Annotated in this window: 12 protein-coding genes and 1 tRNA gene; 8 read left to right on the forward strand and 5 right to left on the reverse strand. The window is 71.7% G+C overall.

Annotated features, from left to right (window positions below):
- Positions 1–95: 95 nt before the first annotated feature.
- Positions 96–1229, forward strand: a complete 1134-nt coding sequence (locus EIZ62_RS15890; RefSeq protein WP_156693325.1) for an acyl-CoA dehydrogenase family protein — start codon at positions 96–98, stop codon at positions 1227–1229.
- 33 nt (positions 1230–1262) lie between these two features.
- Here EIZ62_RS15890 and EIZ62_RS15895 read toward each other — a convergent pair whose 3' ends face one another.
- From EIZ62_RS15895 to EIZ62_RS15905, 3 genes are all read right to left on the reverse strand, one after another.
- Positions 1263–1607, reverse strand: a complete 345-nt coding sequence (locus EIZ62_RS15895; protein WP_156693326.1) for a rhodanese-like domain-containing protein — start codon at positions 1605–1607, stop codon at positions 1263–1265.
- 139 nt (positions 1608–1746) lie between these two features.
- Positions 1747–2559 (reverse strand): hypothetical protein, encoded by an 813-nt coding sequence (locus tag EIZ62_RS15900; protein ID WP_244376213.1) that lies wholly within the window; start codon positions 2557–2559, stop codon positions 1747–1749.
- Positions 2560–2742: 183 nt separating this feature from the next.
- Positions 2743–4203: a DUF2252 domain-containing protein gene (locus tag EIZ62_RS15905; protein WP_156693328.1), complete on the reverse strand. Its 1461-nt coding sequence runs from the start codon at positions 4201–4203 to the stop codon at positions 2743–2745.
- A 245-nt stretch (positions 4204–4448) separates the two neighbouring features.
- Between EIZ62_RS15905 and EIZ62_RS15910 the strand changes: the two genes are divergently transcribed.
- Positions 4449–4874, forward strand: a complete 426-nt coding sequence (locus tag EIZ62_RS15910; protein WP_156693329.1) for a MarR family winged helix-turn-helix transcriptional regulator — start codon at positions 4449–4451, stop codon at positions 4872–4874.
- 147 nt (positions 4875–5021) lie between these two features.
- Here EIZ62_RS15910 and EIZ62_RS15915 read toward each other — a convergent pair whose 3' ends face one another.
- The gene (locus tag EIZ62_RS15915; RefSeq protein WP_156693330.1) at positions 5022–5228 is read right to left on the reverse strand and encodes a hypothetical protein; all 207 of its coding nucleotides are present in this window, start codon (positions 5226–5228) and stop codon (positions 5022–5024) included.
- Between the two features lie 252 nt (positions 5229–5480).
- Positions 5481–5567 (reverse strand) — tRNA-Leu (locus EIZ62_RS15920).
- 599 nt (positions 5568–6166) lie between these two features.
- Here EIZ62_RS15920 and EIZ62_RS15925 point away from each other — a divergent pair.
- The 6 genes from EIZ62_RS15925 to pknB all read left to right on the forward strand — a co-directional run bounded on the left by EIZ62_RS15925 (position 6167) and on the right by pknB (position 14340).
- Positions 6167–7033 (forward strand): FhaA domain-containing protein, encoded by an 867-nt coding sequence (locus EIZ62_RS15925; RefSeq protein WP_156693331.1) that lies wholly within the window; start codon positions 6167–6169, stop codon positions 7031–7033.
- 10 nt (positions 7034–7043) lie between these two features.
- On the forward strand, positions 7044–7559 hold the full coding sequence (locus tag EIZ62_RS15930; protein ID WP_156693332.1) for an FHA domain-containing protein FhaB/FipA: 516 nt from the start codon (positions 7044–7046) through the stop codon (positions 7557–7559).
- 135 nt (positions 7560–7694) lie between these two features.
- On the forward strand, positions 7695–9197 hold the full coding sequence (locus EIZ62_RS15935; RefSeq protein WP_156693333.1) for a Stp1/IreP family PP2C-type Ser/Thr phosphatase: 1503 nt from the start codon (positions 7695–7697) through the stop codon (positions 9195–9197).
- A gap of 27 nt (positions 9198–9224) precedes the next feature.
- Complete coding sequence (locus EIZ62_RS15940) at positions 9225–10667, forward strand: FtsW/RodA/SpoVE family cell cycle protein (protein WP_156693334.1); 1443 nt, start codon at positions 9225–9227, stop codon at positions 10665–10667.
- Entirely contained in the window at positions 10664–12130 is a 1467-nt protein-coding gene (locus tag EIZ62_RS15945; protein WP_156693335.1) for a peptidoglycan D,D-transpeptidase FtsI family protein, read from the forward strand. The genes EIZ62_RS15940 and EIZ62_RS15945 overlap by 4 nt, the downstream gene beginning before the upstream one ends.
- 164 nt (positions 12131–12294) lie before the next feature.
- Positions 12295–14340 (forward strand): Stk1 family PASTA domain-containing Ser/Thr kinase, encoded by a 2046-nt coding sequence (gene pknB / locus EIZ62_RS15950; RefSeq protein WP_156693336.1) that lies wholly within the window; start codon positions 12295–12297, stop codon positions 14338–14340.
- The last annotated feature ends 13 nt before the right edge of the window (positions 14341–14353 follow it).

A 14353-nucleotide genomic window follows, 5' to 3' on the forward strand; every position in this document is an offset into this window, starting at 1 on the left:
ACAGGCCGTTCCGCCGGGGCCATTCCCTTCCCCTAGAACCTGTTCTATCTTGACGACCCGTCAGATGACATGGGTGCGTGCGGGGAGGCAGGGCTGTGGACTTCACGTTCAGCGAGGAGCAGCAGGCGGCCGTCGAGGCGGCGAAGGCGGTCTTCTCGGGCGTCGCGCCCGACGGCGTACCGAGCCCCGCGCTCACGGCGGGTGCGGTGGCCGAGGAGTTCGACCGGCCGCTGTGGGCCAGGCTCGCGACGGCGGACCTGCTGAGTCTGGTCCTCGCACCCGAGCACGGTGGCGCCGGCCTGGACCCGGTCGCGCTGTGCCTGGTGCTGCGCGAGTCGGCGAAGGTCCTCGCCCGGGTGCCGCTGCTGGAGACCAGCGCGGTCGCGATGGCCGTGGAGCGTTACGGCGACGCGGGACTGCGGGGCGAGCTGCTCCCGAGGGTGGGCCGGGGAGACCTGGTGCTCACGGTCGGCGCCAACGGCCGCACCGGCCACGATCCGGCCGAGCTCGCGGTGACGGCCCGGCCGGACGGCGAGCACTGGGTGCTCGACGGGGTGCAGTCGGGTGTCCCGTGGGCACGGTGCGCGGACCGGATCGCCCTGCCGGCGCACACCCCCGAGGGCCGCACCGTGCTCGCCCTGGTGCCCCACGACCACCACGGCCTCGCCTTCGCCGACCAGGTTTCCACGAGCGGCGAGCTGCTCGCCGAGGTGCGGCTCGACGCCGTCCGGGTCACCGCCCGCGAGGTGCTCGGCGGCGAGGGCGCCTGGGAGTGGCTGCGCGGGCTGCTCACCACCGGGACGTGCGCCCTGGCGCTGGGCCTCGGCGAGGCCGTGCTCGCCATGACCGGGGCGTACACCAGCAAGCGCGAACAGTTCGGGTTCCCGGTCGCGACGTTCCAGGCGGTCGCCGTCCAGGCCGCCGACCGCTACATCGACCTGCGGGCCATGGAGGTCACCCTCTGGCAGGCGGCCTGGCGGATCGGTGCGGACGCGGCCGGGGCGCTGCCCGCCGCCGGGGACATCGCCGTGGCGAAGATCTGGGCGTCCGAGGGCGTACGGCGGGTCGTGCAGACCGCCCAGCACCTGCACGGCGGCTTCGGCGCGGACACCGACTACCCGCTGCACCGCTACCACGCCTGGGCCAAACAGCTCGAACTGTCGCTCGGCCCGGCCGCCGCCCACGAGGAGGCGCTCGGCGACCTGCTGGCCGCGCACTCCCTGGGCTGACCGCCGGCGCGACCGAGCCAACCGGGCCGGCGACTACAGGACGGCGGCCTGGCTGCCGTTGTCGGTGACCATGGGGCGACCGGCGCCTTCCCAGGCGAGCATGCCGCCGTCGATGTTCACGGCGTCGATGCCCTGCTGCACCAGGTACTGCGTCACCTGGGCCGACCGGCCGCCGACCCGGCACATCACATGGGCGCGACGACCGTCCGCGACCGCCTCGGTCACCTCACCGAACCGGCCGACGAACTCGCTCATCGGCACGTGCAGCGCGCCCTCGACGTGCCCGGCCGCCCATTCGTCGTCCTCTCGGACGTCGAGCACCAGCCCGTCGGCCGGTACGGAGGCGGCGTCCACGGAGGGCAGCGGTGCGAAGTTCATGGGTCAGGCCTTCTCTCATCGGTGGACGCTTCGGTGGGGACACCGGGACCGGCACCCCGGGTGCGGACACCGGGGTGTGACCACGGTCAGGGTGTGACCACGGTGTGGACACCTCCCGACGCTACTGCACGACCGCCGGCTACCGCGCGAGTGCGGCCAGCTCCGCCTCACGCTCGGCGACCTGCGCCAGCAGCTGCTCGGCGATCTCCTCCAGGAGCCGGTCGGGGTCGTCCGGCGCCATCCGCAGCATCGCGCCGATCGCGCTGTCCTCCAGGTCCCGCGCCACCACGGTCAGCAACTCCTTGCGCCGGGCCAGCCAGTCGAGCCTGGCGTACAGCTCCTCGCTCTCGCTGAGCTCGGCGGCCACGGGCGCGGGACCCGCCGCCCACTCCTCGGAAAGCTCCCGCAGCAGCGCCTCGTCCCCACGCCCGTACGCGGCGTTGACGCGCGTGATGAACTCCTCGCGCCGCCGGCGGTCCTCCTCCTCCCGAGCGAGGTCCGGATGCGCCTTGCGGGCGAGCTCGCGGTAGAGCTTGCGCGCCTCGTCGCTGGGCCGGACCCGCTTGGGCGGCTGCACCGGGCGGTCGGTGAGCATCGCCTCCGCCTCGGGCGACAGGCCCTCGGAGCCCATCCAGTCGCCGAACAGCTCCTCGACACCCGGCATGGGCATCACCAGCGCGCGCGCCGACTGCGCCTTGCGCAGGTCCTCGGGGTCGCCGCTGCGGGCCGCCCTGGCCTCCGCGATCAGCGCGTCCAGCTCGTCGAGCCGGGTGTACATCGGGCCGAGCTTCTGGTGGTGCAGGCGGGAGAAGTTCTCCACCTCCACCCGGAAGGTCTCCACCGCGATCTCGAACTCGATCAGCGCCTGTTCCGCCGCGCGCACGGCCCGCTCCAGCCGCGCCTCGGGACGCTCGGCCGCGTCGGTCTCGTCGGCGGTCGGGGCACCGGTCACGTCGTCGTTCGGGGTCGTCACCCGACCAGCGTACGGGCGGGAGCGCCCGCCCCACACACCCGCTCGTCACGCCCGCCCCGGCGCGCCCCCGACCGGCAGAGCGCGCCCCGCCCGCCAGGGGTGCCCCGGCCGTCACACCCCGCCCGTCAGGGGGAGCACCGCCCGTCAGGGGAGCCCCGTCCGTCACACCCCCAGCTCGGCGGCCATGCGTCCGCTCCGCACCGCCGCGAGCAGGTCCGCGTGGTCCGCCTCCGTCCGGTCCGCGTACGCCACGGCGAACCGGGCCACGGCCTCGTCCAGCTCGGCGTTCTTGCCGCAGTAGCCGGCGATCAGCCGCGGGTCGGCGCTGTGCGCGTGCGCCCGGGCCAGCAGGGCACCGGTCATCCGCCCGTAGTCGTCGACCTGGTCGGCGGAGAGCGCCGCCGGGTCGACACTGCCCTTGCGGTTGCGGAACTGCCGCACCTGGTAGGGACGGCCCTCGACCGTCGTCCAGCCCAGCAGGCTGTCGCTGACGACCTGCATCCGCTTCTGCCCGAGGACCACGCGCCGCCCCTCGTGCTCCACCTCGTCCACCGGGAAGCCCACCCGAGGCAGGTACGGCAGCAGCGCGGAGGGCCGGGCCTCCTTGACCTGGAGCACCAGCGGCTCGCCCCGGTGGTCCAGCAGGAGCACCACGTACGAACGCGTCCCCACGCTCCCGGTGCCCACCACCCGGAACGCCACGTCGTGGATCGCGTACCGCGCGAGCAGCGGCAGCCGGTCCTCGGGCAGCGTCCCGACGTACGCGCCCAGCGAGGCGGCGACCGCGGCGGCCTCCTCGTCCGGCACGCGGCGCAGCACCGGCGGCGCGTCCACGAACCGCCGCCCGCCGTCCGGGCACTCCTCGGTCGCCTTGGCGGCGAACCGGGCGCTCGTGTTGCCCCGCGCCTTCTCCGCCACCCGTTCCAGCGTGCCCAGCAGGTCACGCGAGTCGGTGTGCGAGACGAGCTCCTCGTCGGCGATCGCGTTCCACGCGTCGGCCACGGGCATCCTGGCGAGCAGCCGCATGGTCCGCCGGTAGGCGCCCACGGCGTCGAAGGCCGCCTCCCGGCACACGTCCTCGTCCGCGCCCGCCTCCCGCCCGGCCAGCACCAGCGAGGTCGCGAGCCGCTTGATGTCCCACTCCCAGGGGCCGGTCACGGTCTCGTCGAAGTCGTTCAGGTCGATCATCAAGCGGCCGCGCGCGTCGCCGTACAGCCCGAAGTTCGCCGCGTGCGCGTCCCCGCACAGCTGGGCACCGATGCCGGTGACCGGCGTACCCGCCAGGTCGTGCGCCATCAGCCCGGCGGCGCCGCGCAGGAACGCGAAGGGCGTGGCGGCCATCCTGCCGACCCGTATCGGCGCCAGGGCGGGGACACGGCCACGGCTCGACTCCTCCACCGCCCGCACGGCGTCCGGCCGCCCGGCCGCGAGCTCCAGCGAGCCGTGCGACGACCGGGGCACCCGCTCCCGCAGCGCCTTGCCGCGCGCCTTCGGCGACGGGACCGCACCCGCGCCCTCCCGATCCCGGCCCCGGTCCAGAGGGGCGAACCCCGGCACCTCCGGTATGCGCCCGCCAGCCCCGGTCCCGCGCTGTGCCGGCACCGCCGTCCGGATGTCTCCCATGAGCTCCGCCCCCGTTCACCATCGCCGAGTGCCCAGACCGTACCTCCGCCACCGGCCGTCCGTCGCGGCCTGTGGACAACCGCCTGTGGACAACCGTCCGTGGACAACCGCCCGTGGGCAACATGACGGAGCCCTCCCGCGGTACCCGCACCCGCGTACCCGCATCCCCGCGGGCGCGCCCACACGCGGGAACCCAGCGACCGTTGTACTATGCAACCGACGCTTCGAGGAAGAGGTGAGCCCCCATGCCGGCCCGACGCGACGAGTCGGTGGACACCATCCAGCGTGAGCTGACGGCGTTCGCCCGCCGCGCCCGCGCCACGGCCGCGCGGCTCCACCCCGAGCTGTCCCTCGTCTCGTACACGCTGCTCGCCCACATCGACGACCGGCAAGGGTGCCGCGCGACCGACCTCGCGGCCCACTACCTGCTCGACAAGTCGACCGTGAGCCGGCAGGTCGCCACCCTCGAGAAACTGGGCCTCGTCGAGCGCCGCCCCGACCCCGCCGACCACCGCGTCCAGGTCCTGCACCCCACGGAGGCGGGCACCCGGGTCCTGTCGTCCACGCACGCGAGCCGCCGCGCCGCCTACCAGGAACGCCTCGCCGACTGGTCCACCGAGGACCTCGACCGCTTCGCGGCCTTCCTGCTCCGCTACAACCACAGCGGCTGACGGCCGGCCAGCCGCGCAGCGGGCCAGCGCCCGCCGCGCCAGGCGCCGCGCCCGGCCGGCCGCCGGGCCCGATCCCGGCGAGCCGGCACCAGCGACCCGTCGCGGCAGCCGTGCCCGAGCCAGCCGGTCAGCAGGAGTCGTCCGACGTCACGCGCCCCGGGGCGAGCGGCGCGCCGCGGTGATTCCGGCGCCGACACCGACGGCGCTGCCGACACCGATGCCGAGGCCCACACCGAGGCCGATGTTGTCGACGACGTAGAGCCCGAGCAAGAGGCCGATGACTACCCCGATCGCCATGCCCGCCGCCAGTCCGATGCCTATGGGTCGCGTCCCGGATACCTCATCGTGTGCCATACACGCATGGTGCCAGAGTCGATCAAGGCGCCGCCCGGCCGTTCGCCAACCCGCCTCAACGGGAGGCCAGTTGTCAGGCGGTTGGCCAGGCGGTCTCCAGCCGGCAAGCTCCAGCGGGAAGCCGGCCACAGACACGCCACGACCACGACCACGACCAGAGTGACATCGGTCACTCCGCCCCCACCAGCGGGCCGAACAACAAGAAACGGGCCCTCACCAGGACTTTCGTCTCTGGGGAGGGCCCGTTTCCGGTGGTGCGCGAGGGGGGAGTTGAACCCCCACGCCCTTGCGGGCACTGGAACCTGAATCCAGCGCGTCTGCCTATTCCGCCACCCGCGCATTGGGTGTTGCCGCTTGGGTTCCCCGCCGTGTTCCGGCGCGTCTCCCTGGCGACATCTGAAGATTAGCACGTCGCGGGAGGTGGACTCACATCCGTTTGTTTCGGGCGGCCCGACCGCGAACAGAGAGGGGATGGACGGGGTACAGGGAGGGAAGGGAGCCGACGTACGGCGGCCGAGCCGCCCCCGGCGGGCCGTGGTGGGGCGGGTCACGGCGGACGGCGGCGCGCCGCCACCCCGCTCGCGCCGCGCCCCCCGCACGCACCGCACCGCACACCCGCACGCCCACAGCACACCCGACACAGCACCCCCGCACGCACACAGGACGGCAACCAGCCACACACAGGACGGCGACCGGCCGGGCACAGGATCGGAACAGAAGCAGGACGGGAACGGGACACGGAAGCGGAACGGCTTGCCGCCGTACCCACTCCTCCAGGGTGCGCCTCAGGTGCGGGACACTGTTTGGAGGGCGCCTCTACGATCCCTGTGAGAGGTGACACTCGTCCACAGGGCACAGAAGGGGAACCAGCCGATTTCCCGACGCGTGGATACGATCAGTAAGCAGTACCAGGACGGCAACGACGGAGGAGGTGCCCCATGGGAGTCCTGAAGCGTTTCGAGCAGCGTCTCGAAGGTCTGGTCAACGGCACCTTCGCCAAGGTCTTCAAGTCCGAGGTCCAGCCCGTCGAGATCGCGGGCGCCCTCCAGCGCGAGTGCGACAACAACGCCTCGATCTGGAACCGCGACCGGACGGTCGTCCCCAACGACTTCATCGTGGAGCTGAGCGCGCCGGACTACGAGCGCCTCAGCCCGTACTCGGGCCAGCTCGGCGACGAGCTGTCCGGCCTGGTCCGGGACTACGCCAAGCAGCAGCGGTACACCTTCATGGGGCCGATCAAGGTCCACCTGGAGAAGGCGGACGACCTCGACACGGGTCTGTACCGGGTACGCAGCCGGACGCTCGCGTCGAGTTCGTCACAGCCGCAGGCCCCCGGCGGGCCCGCCGGCCACGCCGGTGCGGCCGGTCCCGGCGCGCCGCCCGCGAGCGGCCGCCCCGGTGGCTACGGCTACCCCCCGGCCGGTGCCCCTCCGATGCCCGCGGCCCCGCCGCCCGGCATGAACCGTCCGCCCGCCGCGGGCCGCCCCGCGGGCGGCGCGGGGCCGCTGCCCGGCGCCGGCGCCCAGGTGCGCCGCTGGATCGAGATCAACGGCACCCGCCACCAGATCTCCCGCCCGACGCTGGTGCTGGGCCGCAGCACCGAGGCCGACGTGCGGATCGACGACCCCGGCGTATCGCGCCGACACTGCGAGATCCGGACCGGAACGCCCTCGACGATCCAGGATCTCGGGTCCACCAACGGCATCGTGGTGGACGGGCAGCACACCACCCGCGCTACGCTCCGCGACGGCTCGCGGATCGTCGTGGGCAGTACCACCATCGTTTACCGGCAAGCCGAAGGGTGAAGCGGGGGCAATGTCAGAGCTGACCCTCACGGTCATGCGGTTGGGTTTCCTCGCCGTACTGTGGCTGTTCGTCATCGTGGCCGTCCAGGTCATCCGTAGCGACCTCTTCGGTACGCGCGTCACGCAGCGCGGTTCGCGCCGCGAGGCCGCGCGTCCGCAGGCGGCCGCCCGCCAGCAGAGCGCGGCACCGCCGCCCCAGCGCCAGCAGCCGTCCGGCCGCCAGCGCCGCGGGGCGCCGACCAAGCTGGTCGTCTCCGAGGGCACCCTCACGGGCACCACGGTCGCCCTCCAGGGCCAGACCATCACCCTGGGCCGGGCGCACGACTCCACAATCGTCCTGGACGACGACTACGCGTCCAGCAGGCATGCCAGGATCTACCCGGACCGTGACGGCCAGTGGATCGTCGAGGATCTCGGGTCCACCAACGGCACGTATCTCGACCGGACCCGACTCACCACCCCGACACCGATTCCGCTGGGCGCGCCGATCCGCATCGGCAAGACCGTCATCGAGCTGCGGAAGTAGTACGACAATGAGCGAGCGGAGCGAGCGAGCCGCAGCGGTGCCCACAGGTGACCGGCACAGGCTCCCGACCGGAGGGTGGGCAGTGTGGCTCGAGACCGGCTGTACCCGGAGGCAGAGTCAACAGGGCAGGTGCGCATGAGTCTGTCACTGCGTTTCGCCGCCGGATCCCACAAGGGCATGATCCGCGAGGGCAACGAGGACTCCGGGTACGCCGGTCCCCGCCTGCTCGCGATCGCCGACGGCATGGGCGGCCAGGCCGCCGGTGAGGTCGCCTCCTCCGAGGTGATCTCCACGCTCGTCACGCTGGACGACGACGTGCCCGGCTCGGACATCCTCACCTCGCTCGGTACGGCGGTGCAGCGCGCCAACGACCAGCTGCGGGTGATGGTCGAGGAGGACCCGCAGCTCGAGGGCATGGGCACCACCCTGACCGCCCTGCTGTGGACGGGGCAGCGCCTCGGCCTGGTCCACGTCGGCGACTCCCGCGCGTACCTGCTGCGGGACGGCGTCCTGACGCAGATCACCCAGGACCACACGTGGGTGCAGCGCCTCGTCGACGAGGGCCGCATCACCGAGGAGGAGGCCACGACCCACCCGCAGCGCTCCCTGCTGATGCGCGCGCTGGGCAGTGGCGACCACGTCGAGCCGGACCTCTCCATCCGCGAGGTGCGGGCCGGCGACCGGTACCTGATCTGCTCGGACGGCCTGTCCGGCGTCGTCTCCCACCAGACGATGGAGGAGACGCTCGCCAGCTACCAGGGCCCCCAGGAGACGGTCCAGGACCTGATCCAGCTCGCGCTGCGCGGCGGCGGCCCCGACAACATCACGGTGATCGTCGCCGACGTCCTCGACGTCGACGGCGGTGACACCCTGGCCGGTCAGCTCAGCGACACCCCGGTCATCGTGGGCGCGGTCGCCGAGAACCAGCAGCAGCTGAACGACGGCGGAGCGATGGAGACCCCGGCGGGCCGCGCCGCGGGCCTCGGCCGCCAGGCACCGCAGCCGCCCGGCGGCGGCTTCGGCCCGCCCGGCAGCGGGGACGACCTCGGGTACGGCGGCATGCCGCCCGAGGGCAGCTTCGGCGCGTACGGCGACGAGGACTTCACCAAGCCGCGGCGCGGCGGCCGGAAGTGGCTGAAGAGATCGTTCTTCCTGGTGCTCGCCCTGGCCGTGCTCGGCGGCGCCTCCTACGGCGGCTACCGGTGGACGCAGACGCAGTACTACGTCGGCACCAAGGACGACCATGTCGCCCTGTACCGCGGCATCAGCCAGGACCTGGCGTGGGTCTCGCTCTCGGAGGTCGAGAAGGACCACCCCGAGATCGAACTCAAGTACCTCCCCGACTACCAGCGCAAGCAGGTCGAGGAGACCATCGCCGGCGGCAACCTCGGCAAGGCCCAGGACAAGATCGAGGAGCTCGCCACCCAGGCCTCCGCCTGCAAGAAGCAGGAGCAGCGCCAGGCGGCGGACGACCGGCTGCCCGCCGCGCCTCCCGGTGAGGGCCAGGCCGGCGGCACGACCGGCCTGCCGACCGAGCCCAAGCCCAAGCCGTCCACCAGCACCGCAGCCACTCCGACTCCGGGCCCCACCCTCTCGGAGGAGGAGCAGAAGCTGGCCTCGAACTGCGGAAAGCAGTAAGCACCCGTAGGGGGGCCTTTCACCACCATGAGCGTTGTCACCAACACGACCACCATCGGCGCGATCGATCTGCCGAGCCGCCGGAACACCGAGCTGGCGTTGCTCGGCTTCGCCGTCGCCATCCCGGTCTTCGCATACCTGAACGTGGGCCTCGCCCTGGACGGCAAGGTCCCGGCGGGCATGCTCGGGTACGGCGTCGGGCTGGGCCTGCTGGCCGGCATCGCGCACCTGCTGGTGCGGAGGTTCGCCAAGTACGCCGACCCGATCCTGCTGCCGCTGGCCACCCTGCTGAACGGCCTGGGCCTGGTGCTGATCTGGCGGCTGGACCAGTCGCCGCGGGTGATCGCCAAGTCGATGGCCCAGTTCGGCAGTTACAGCCCGGACGCGCCCAAGCAGCTGATGTACTCGGCGATCGGCGTCGCGCTGTTCCTGCTGGTGCTGATCTTTCTGAAGGACCACCGCGTCCTCCAGCGCTACACGTACATCTCCATGGTGGTGGCGGTCATCCTGCTGCTGCTCCCCCTGGTGCCGGGCCTCGGCTCGGACGTCTTCGGCGCCAAGATCTGGATCAAGGTCGGGCCGTTCTCCATCCAGCCCGGTGAGTTCGCGAAGATCGTGATCGCGGTCTTCTTCTCCGGCTACCTGATGGTGAAGCGGGACGCGCTCGCGCTGGCCAGCCGCCGTTTCATGGGGCTGTACCTGCCCCGTGGCCGCGACCTCGGCCCGATCCTCACCATCTGGGCCGTCAGCCTCCTCATCCTGGTCTTCGAGAACGACCTCGGTACGTCGATGTTGTTCTTCGGCATGTTCGTGATCATGCTGTACGTGGCGACCGAGCGGACCAGCTGGATCATCATGGGTCTGCTGATGGCGGTGGGCGGCGCGGTGGTCGTCGGCTCGACCGCCAGCCACGTCAAGTCCCGCGTGGCCGCCTGGCTCGACCCCTTCGAGTGCCTCAAGACCGCACCCGAGGGCTCGAACATGATCCAGGCCTGTGACCAGATGACCCAGGTGCTGATGTCCTTCGGCTCCGGCGGCACGCTCGGCACCGGCCTCGGGCAGGGCAACTCCGACCTGGTCGGCTTCGCCGCCAACTCCGACTTCATCTTCGCCACCGTCGGCGAGGAGCTGGGCCTGGCCGGCGTCATGGCCTTCCTGCTCCTGTACGGCCTGATCGTCGAGCGGGGCCTGCGCACCGCGCTCGCCGCCCGCGACCCGTTCGGCAAGCTGCTCGCGACCGGCCTGTCCGGGGCGTTCGGCCTCCAGATCTTCGTCGTCGCCGGCGGCGTCATGGGCCTCATCCCGCTGACCGGCATGACCATGCCGTTCCTCGCGTACGGCGGTTCCTCCGTGATCGCCAACTGGGCCCTGATCGCGATCCTGCTGCGGATCAGCGACACCGCCCGCCGTCCCGCGCCGGCGCCCGCCCCGTCCCCCGACGCCGAGATGACCCAGGTGGTCCGACCGTGAACAAGCCCCTGCGCCATATCGCGATCTTCTGCGGCCTGCTGGTGCTCGCCCTGCTCATCCGGGACAACTGGATCCAGTACGTCCGCGCCGACGAGCTGAGCACCCACTCCAGCAACCGCCGGGTCACCATCGAGCGGTACGCCAGCGTCCGCGGCAACATCATCGTGGACGGCAAGCCGATCACCGGCTCGGTCGACTCCAAGGACCCGACGTACAAGTACAAGCGCACCTACACCAACGGCCCCATGTGGGCCCCGGTCACCGGGTACGCCTCGCAGGCGTTCGACGCCAACCAGCTCGAGAAGCTGAACGACGGCATCCTCACCGGCAACGACGACCGGCTGTTCTTCGACCGCACCCTGTCGATGTTCACGGGTGACAAGAAGAAGGGCGGCGACGTCGTCACCACCCTGAACGGCGCCGCCCAGAAGGCCGCCTTCGAGGGCCTCGGCGACAAGAAGGGCGCCGTCGCCGCCATCGAGCCGTCGACCGGCAAGATCCTGGCGCTGGCGTCGACCCCGTCGTACGACCCGTCCTCCTTCGCCGGCTACCACGACAAGGACGCGAAGGCCTGGCAGGCGCTGGAGAAGGACAAGGACAAGCCGAAGCTGAACCGCGCGCTGCGCGAGATCTACCCGCCCGGCTCCACCTTCAAGGTGCTGACGGCCGCCGCTGCGCTGGAGAACGGCAAGGTCACGGACATCAACGCGGCGACCGACACCCCCGAGCCGTACCTCCTGCCCGACACCAGGGTCGCGATGAAGAACCACGCCCGGGGCTGTGAGAACGCCACGCTGAAGTACGCGATGGAGGTCTCCTGCAACTCGGTCTTCGCCAAGCTGGGCCATGAGGTCGGCCGCGACAAGATGGTCGAGATGGCGGAGAAGTTCGGCTTCAACAACGCCGAGATCGACACCCCGGTCCGCGCGGCCACGTCCGTCTACGACAAGAAGATGGACCGCCCGGGGAACGCGCTCTCCTCCATCGGCCAGTTCAACACCAACGCCACTCCCCTCCAGATGGCCATGGTCACCGCGGCCATCGCCAACGACGGCAAGCTGATGAAGCCGTACATGGTGGACGAGCTGCGCTCCCCGGACCTCGACATCCTGGAGAAGCACGAGCCGGAGGAGATGAGCCGGCCGATGTCGCCCAAGACCGCCCAGCTCGTCCAGGAAATGATGGAGAGCGTCGTCAACAGCCAGGTCGGCACCGGCGGCAAGGCGAAGATCGACGGTGCGACGGTCGGCGGCAAGACCGGAACCGCCCAGCACGGCGAGCTGAACAAGGCCCGCCCGTACGCCTGGTTCATCTCCTACGCCAAGACGGACAACGGCTCGCCGGTCGCGGTCGCGGTGATCGTCGAGGACTCCAAGGCGACCCGTGACGACATCAGCGGTGGCGGCCTCGCCGGGCCGATCGCCCGCGATGTGATGAAGGCGGTACTCGACAGCAAGAAGTGACGAGCGAGCCGCGGCCACGTCTGAGCGCCGGTGTGTACCGGTCCCGTATCAGGTAGTGGTCGCGGTCCGATCGACTTCCCGTGGCCGGTAGCGTATGCGCGAACAGCACACCGCCGGACCACACGCGGGTGCGGTCGGGACTGACGGAGAGGGCTGGAACAGTTATGGAAGAGCCGCGTCGCCTCGGCGGCCGGTACGAGCTGGGCTCGGTGCTCGGCCGCGGTGGCATGGCGGAGGTCTACCTCGCCCACGACACCCGGCTCGGCCGCACCGTCGCCGTGAAGACGCTGCGGGCCGACCTCGCCCGTGACCCGTCCTTCCAGGCCCGGTTCCGCCGTGAGGCCCAGTCGGCCGCCTCGCTCAACCACCCGGCGATCGTCGCGGTCTACGACACCGGCGAGGACTACGTCGACAACATCTCCATCCCGTACATCGTGATGGAGTACGTCGACGGTTCCACGCTGCGTGAGCTGCTGCACTCGGGGCGCAAGCTGCTGCCCGAGCGCACGCTGGAGATGACCGTCGGCATCCTCCAGGCCCTGGAGTACTCGCACCGGGCCGGCATCGTCCACCGCGACATCAAGCCGGCGAACGTCATGCTGACCCGCACCGGCCAGGTCAAGGTCATGGACTTCGGCATCGCCCGCGCGATGGGCGACTCCGGGATGACCATGACGCAGACGGCGGCCGTGATCGGCACCGCCCAGTACCTCTCCCCGGAGCAGGCGAAGGGCGAGCAGGTCGACGCCCGGTCCGACCTGTACTCCACCGGCTGCCTGCTGTACGAGCTGCTCACCGTCCGCCCGCCGTTCGTGGGCGACAGCCCCGTCGCGGTGGCATACCAGCACGTCCGCGAGGAACCGCAGCCGCCCAGCAACTTCGACGCCGAGATCACGCCCGAGATGGACGCCATCGTCCTGAAGGCGCTGGTCAAGGACCCGGACTACCGCTACCAGTCGGCCGACGAGATGCGCGCCGACATCGAGGCGTGCCTCGACGGCCAGCCGGTCGCCGCGACCGCGGCGATGGGCGCGGCCGGATACGGCGGCTACGGCCCCGACGACCAGCCGACCACGGCGATGCGCCCGGCCGACCCGGCGGGGCAGACGTCGATGCTGCCGCCGGTGAACCCGGACGACGGCGGCTACGGCTACGACGACCGCCCCGACCGCCGCCGCCAGGGCAAGTCGAACGTGTCCACGATCCTGCTGATCCTGGCCGGCATCCTGGTGCTGGTCGGCGCGATCCTGATCGGCAAGGCCGTCTTCGACAACGAGGGCGGCGGCGGCTCGGACACGATCAACGTGCCCGCGGTCGTCGGCAAGCCCTTCCCGGAGGCCGAGCGGACGGTGGAGGCCGCCGGGCTGAAGATCGCCCGGGGCGGCACCGACGCCTGCGGCCAGCCGAAGGGCGCGATCTGCAGCCAGTCGCCCGAGTCCGGTTCCCTGCAGAAGGGCGAGACCGTCACGGTCGTCGTCTCCGAGGGGGCCGCGAAGGTCGAGGTGCCGGACGTCACGGAGAAGTCCGAGGACAGCGCCCGCAAGGCGCTGGAGGAGAAGGGCTTCGCGGTCAAGGTCGACTACAAGGAGTCCGACTCGCAGCCCGGCGAGGTCCTGGAGCAGTCCCCGACGGGCGGCACGCAGGCCGAGAAGGGCGCGAAGGTCACCATCACGGTGTCCAAGCAGGGCGAGCAGGACGTCCCGCCGGTCACCGGCAAGCCCTTCGAGGACGCGAAGTCCCAGCTCGAGACGCTCGGCTTCGTGGTCAAGCGGGAGGACGTCGACTCCGACCAGCCCGCGAACACCGTGGTCGAGCAGAGCCCGCAGGGCGGCAAGGCCCCCAAGGGCAGCGACGTCACCCTCAAGGTCTCCAAGGGCCCGCAGCAGCAGCAGGTCCCGGTGCCCGAGGTGCGGCTCCAGCAGCTCGGCCAGGCCAAGCAGACGCTGGCGGGCAGCGGCTTCACCAACATCCAGGTCGCCCCGGGCTGCCCGGCCGACGACGCGGCGCTCGTCGCCAATAGCGACCCGCAGCCCGGTACGCAGGCCGACCCGGCGACCACGACCGTCACCCTGACGACCGTGGGCTGCCAGGGCGGCGGCCAGAACGGCGGCCAGAACGGCGGCAACGGGAACAACGGCGACAACGCCGGTGACAACGACGGCGGGTTCTTCGGGGGCCCGTCGGGCATCACCTTCCGCGAGCAGGACTGACCGGTCCCGCGGC

This window comes from Streptomyces ficellus (assembly GCF_009739905.1).
Lineage (GTDB): Bacteria > Actinomycetota > Actinomycetes > Streptomycetales > Streptomycetaceae > Streptomyces > Streptomyces ficellus_A.

Excerpts from the sequence above, each read along its gene's own strand:
- EIZ62_RS15935 (WP_156693333.1), top strand. The coding sequence starts at position 7,695 with ATGAGTCTGTCACTGCGTTTCGCCGCCGGATCCCACAAGGGCATGATC.
- EIZ62_RS15910 (WP_156693329.1), top strand. The coding sequence starts at position 4,449 with ATGCCGGCCCGACGCGACGAGTCGGTGGACACCATCCAGCGTGAGCTG.
- pknB (WP_156693336.1), top strand. The coding sequence starts at position 12,295 with ATGGAAGAGCCGCGTCGCCTCGGCGGCCGGTACGAGCTGGGCTCGGTG.
- EIZ62_RS15930 (WP_156693332.1), top strand. The coding sequence starts at position 7,044 with ATGTCAGAGCTGACCCTCACGGTCATGCGGTTGGGTTTCCTCGCCGTA.
- EIZ62_RS15925 (WP_156693331.1), top strand. The coding sequence starts at position 6,167 with ATGGGAGTCCTGAAGCGTTTCGAGCAGCGTCTCGAAGGTCTGGTCAAC.
- EIZ62_RS15915 (WP_156693330.1), bottom strand. The coding sequence starts at position 5,228 with ATGGCACACGATGAGGTATCCGGGACGCGACCCATAGGCATCGGACTG.
- EIZ62_RS15940 (WP_156693334.1), top strand. The coding sequence starts at position 9,225 with ATGAGCGTTGTCACCAACACGACCACCATCGGCGCGATCGATCTGCCG.
- EIZ62_RS15905 (WP_156693328.1), bottom strand. The coding sequence starts at position 4,203 with ATGGGAGACATCCGGACGGCGGTGCCGGCACAGCGCGGGACCGGGGCT.
- EIZ62_RS15895 (WP_156693326.1), bottom strand. The coding sequence starts at position 1,607 with ATGAACTTCGCACCGCTGCCCTCCGTGGACGCCGCCTCCGTACCGGCC.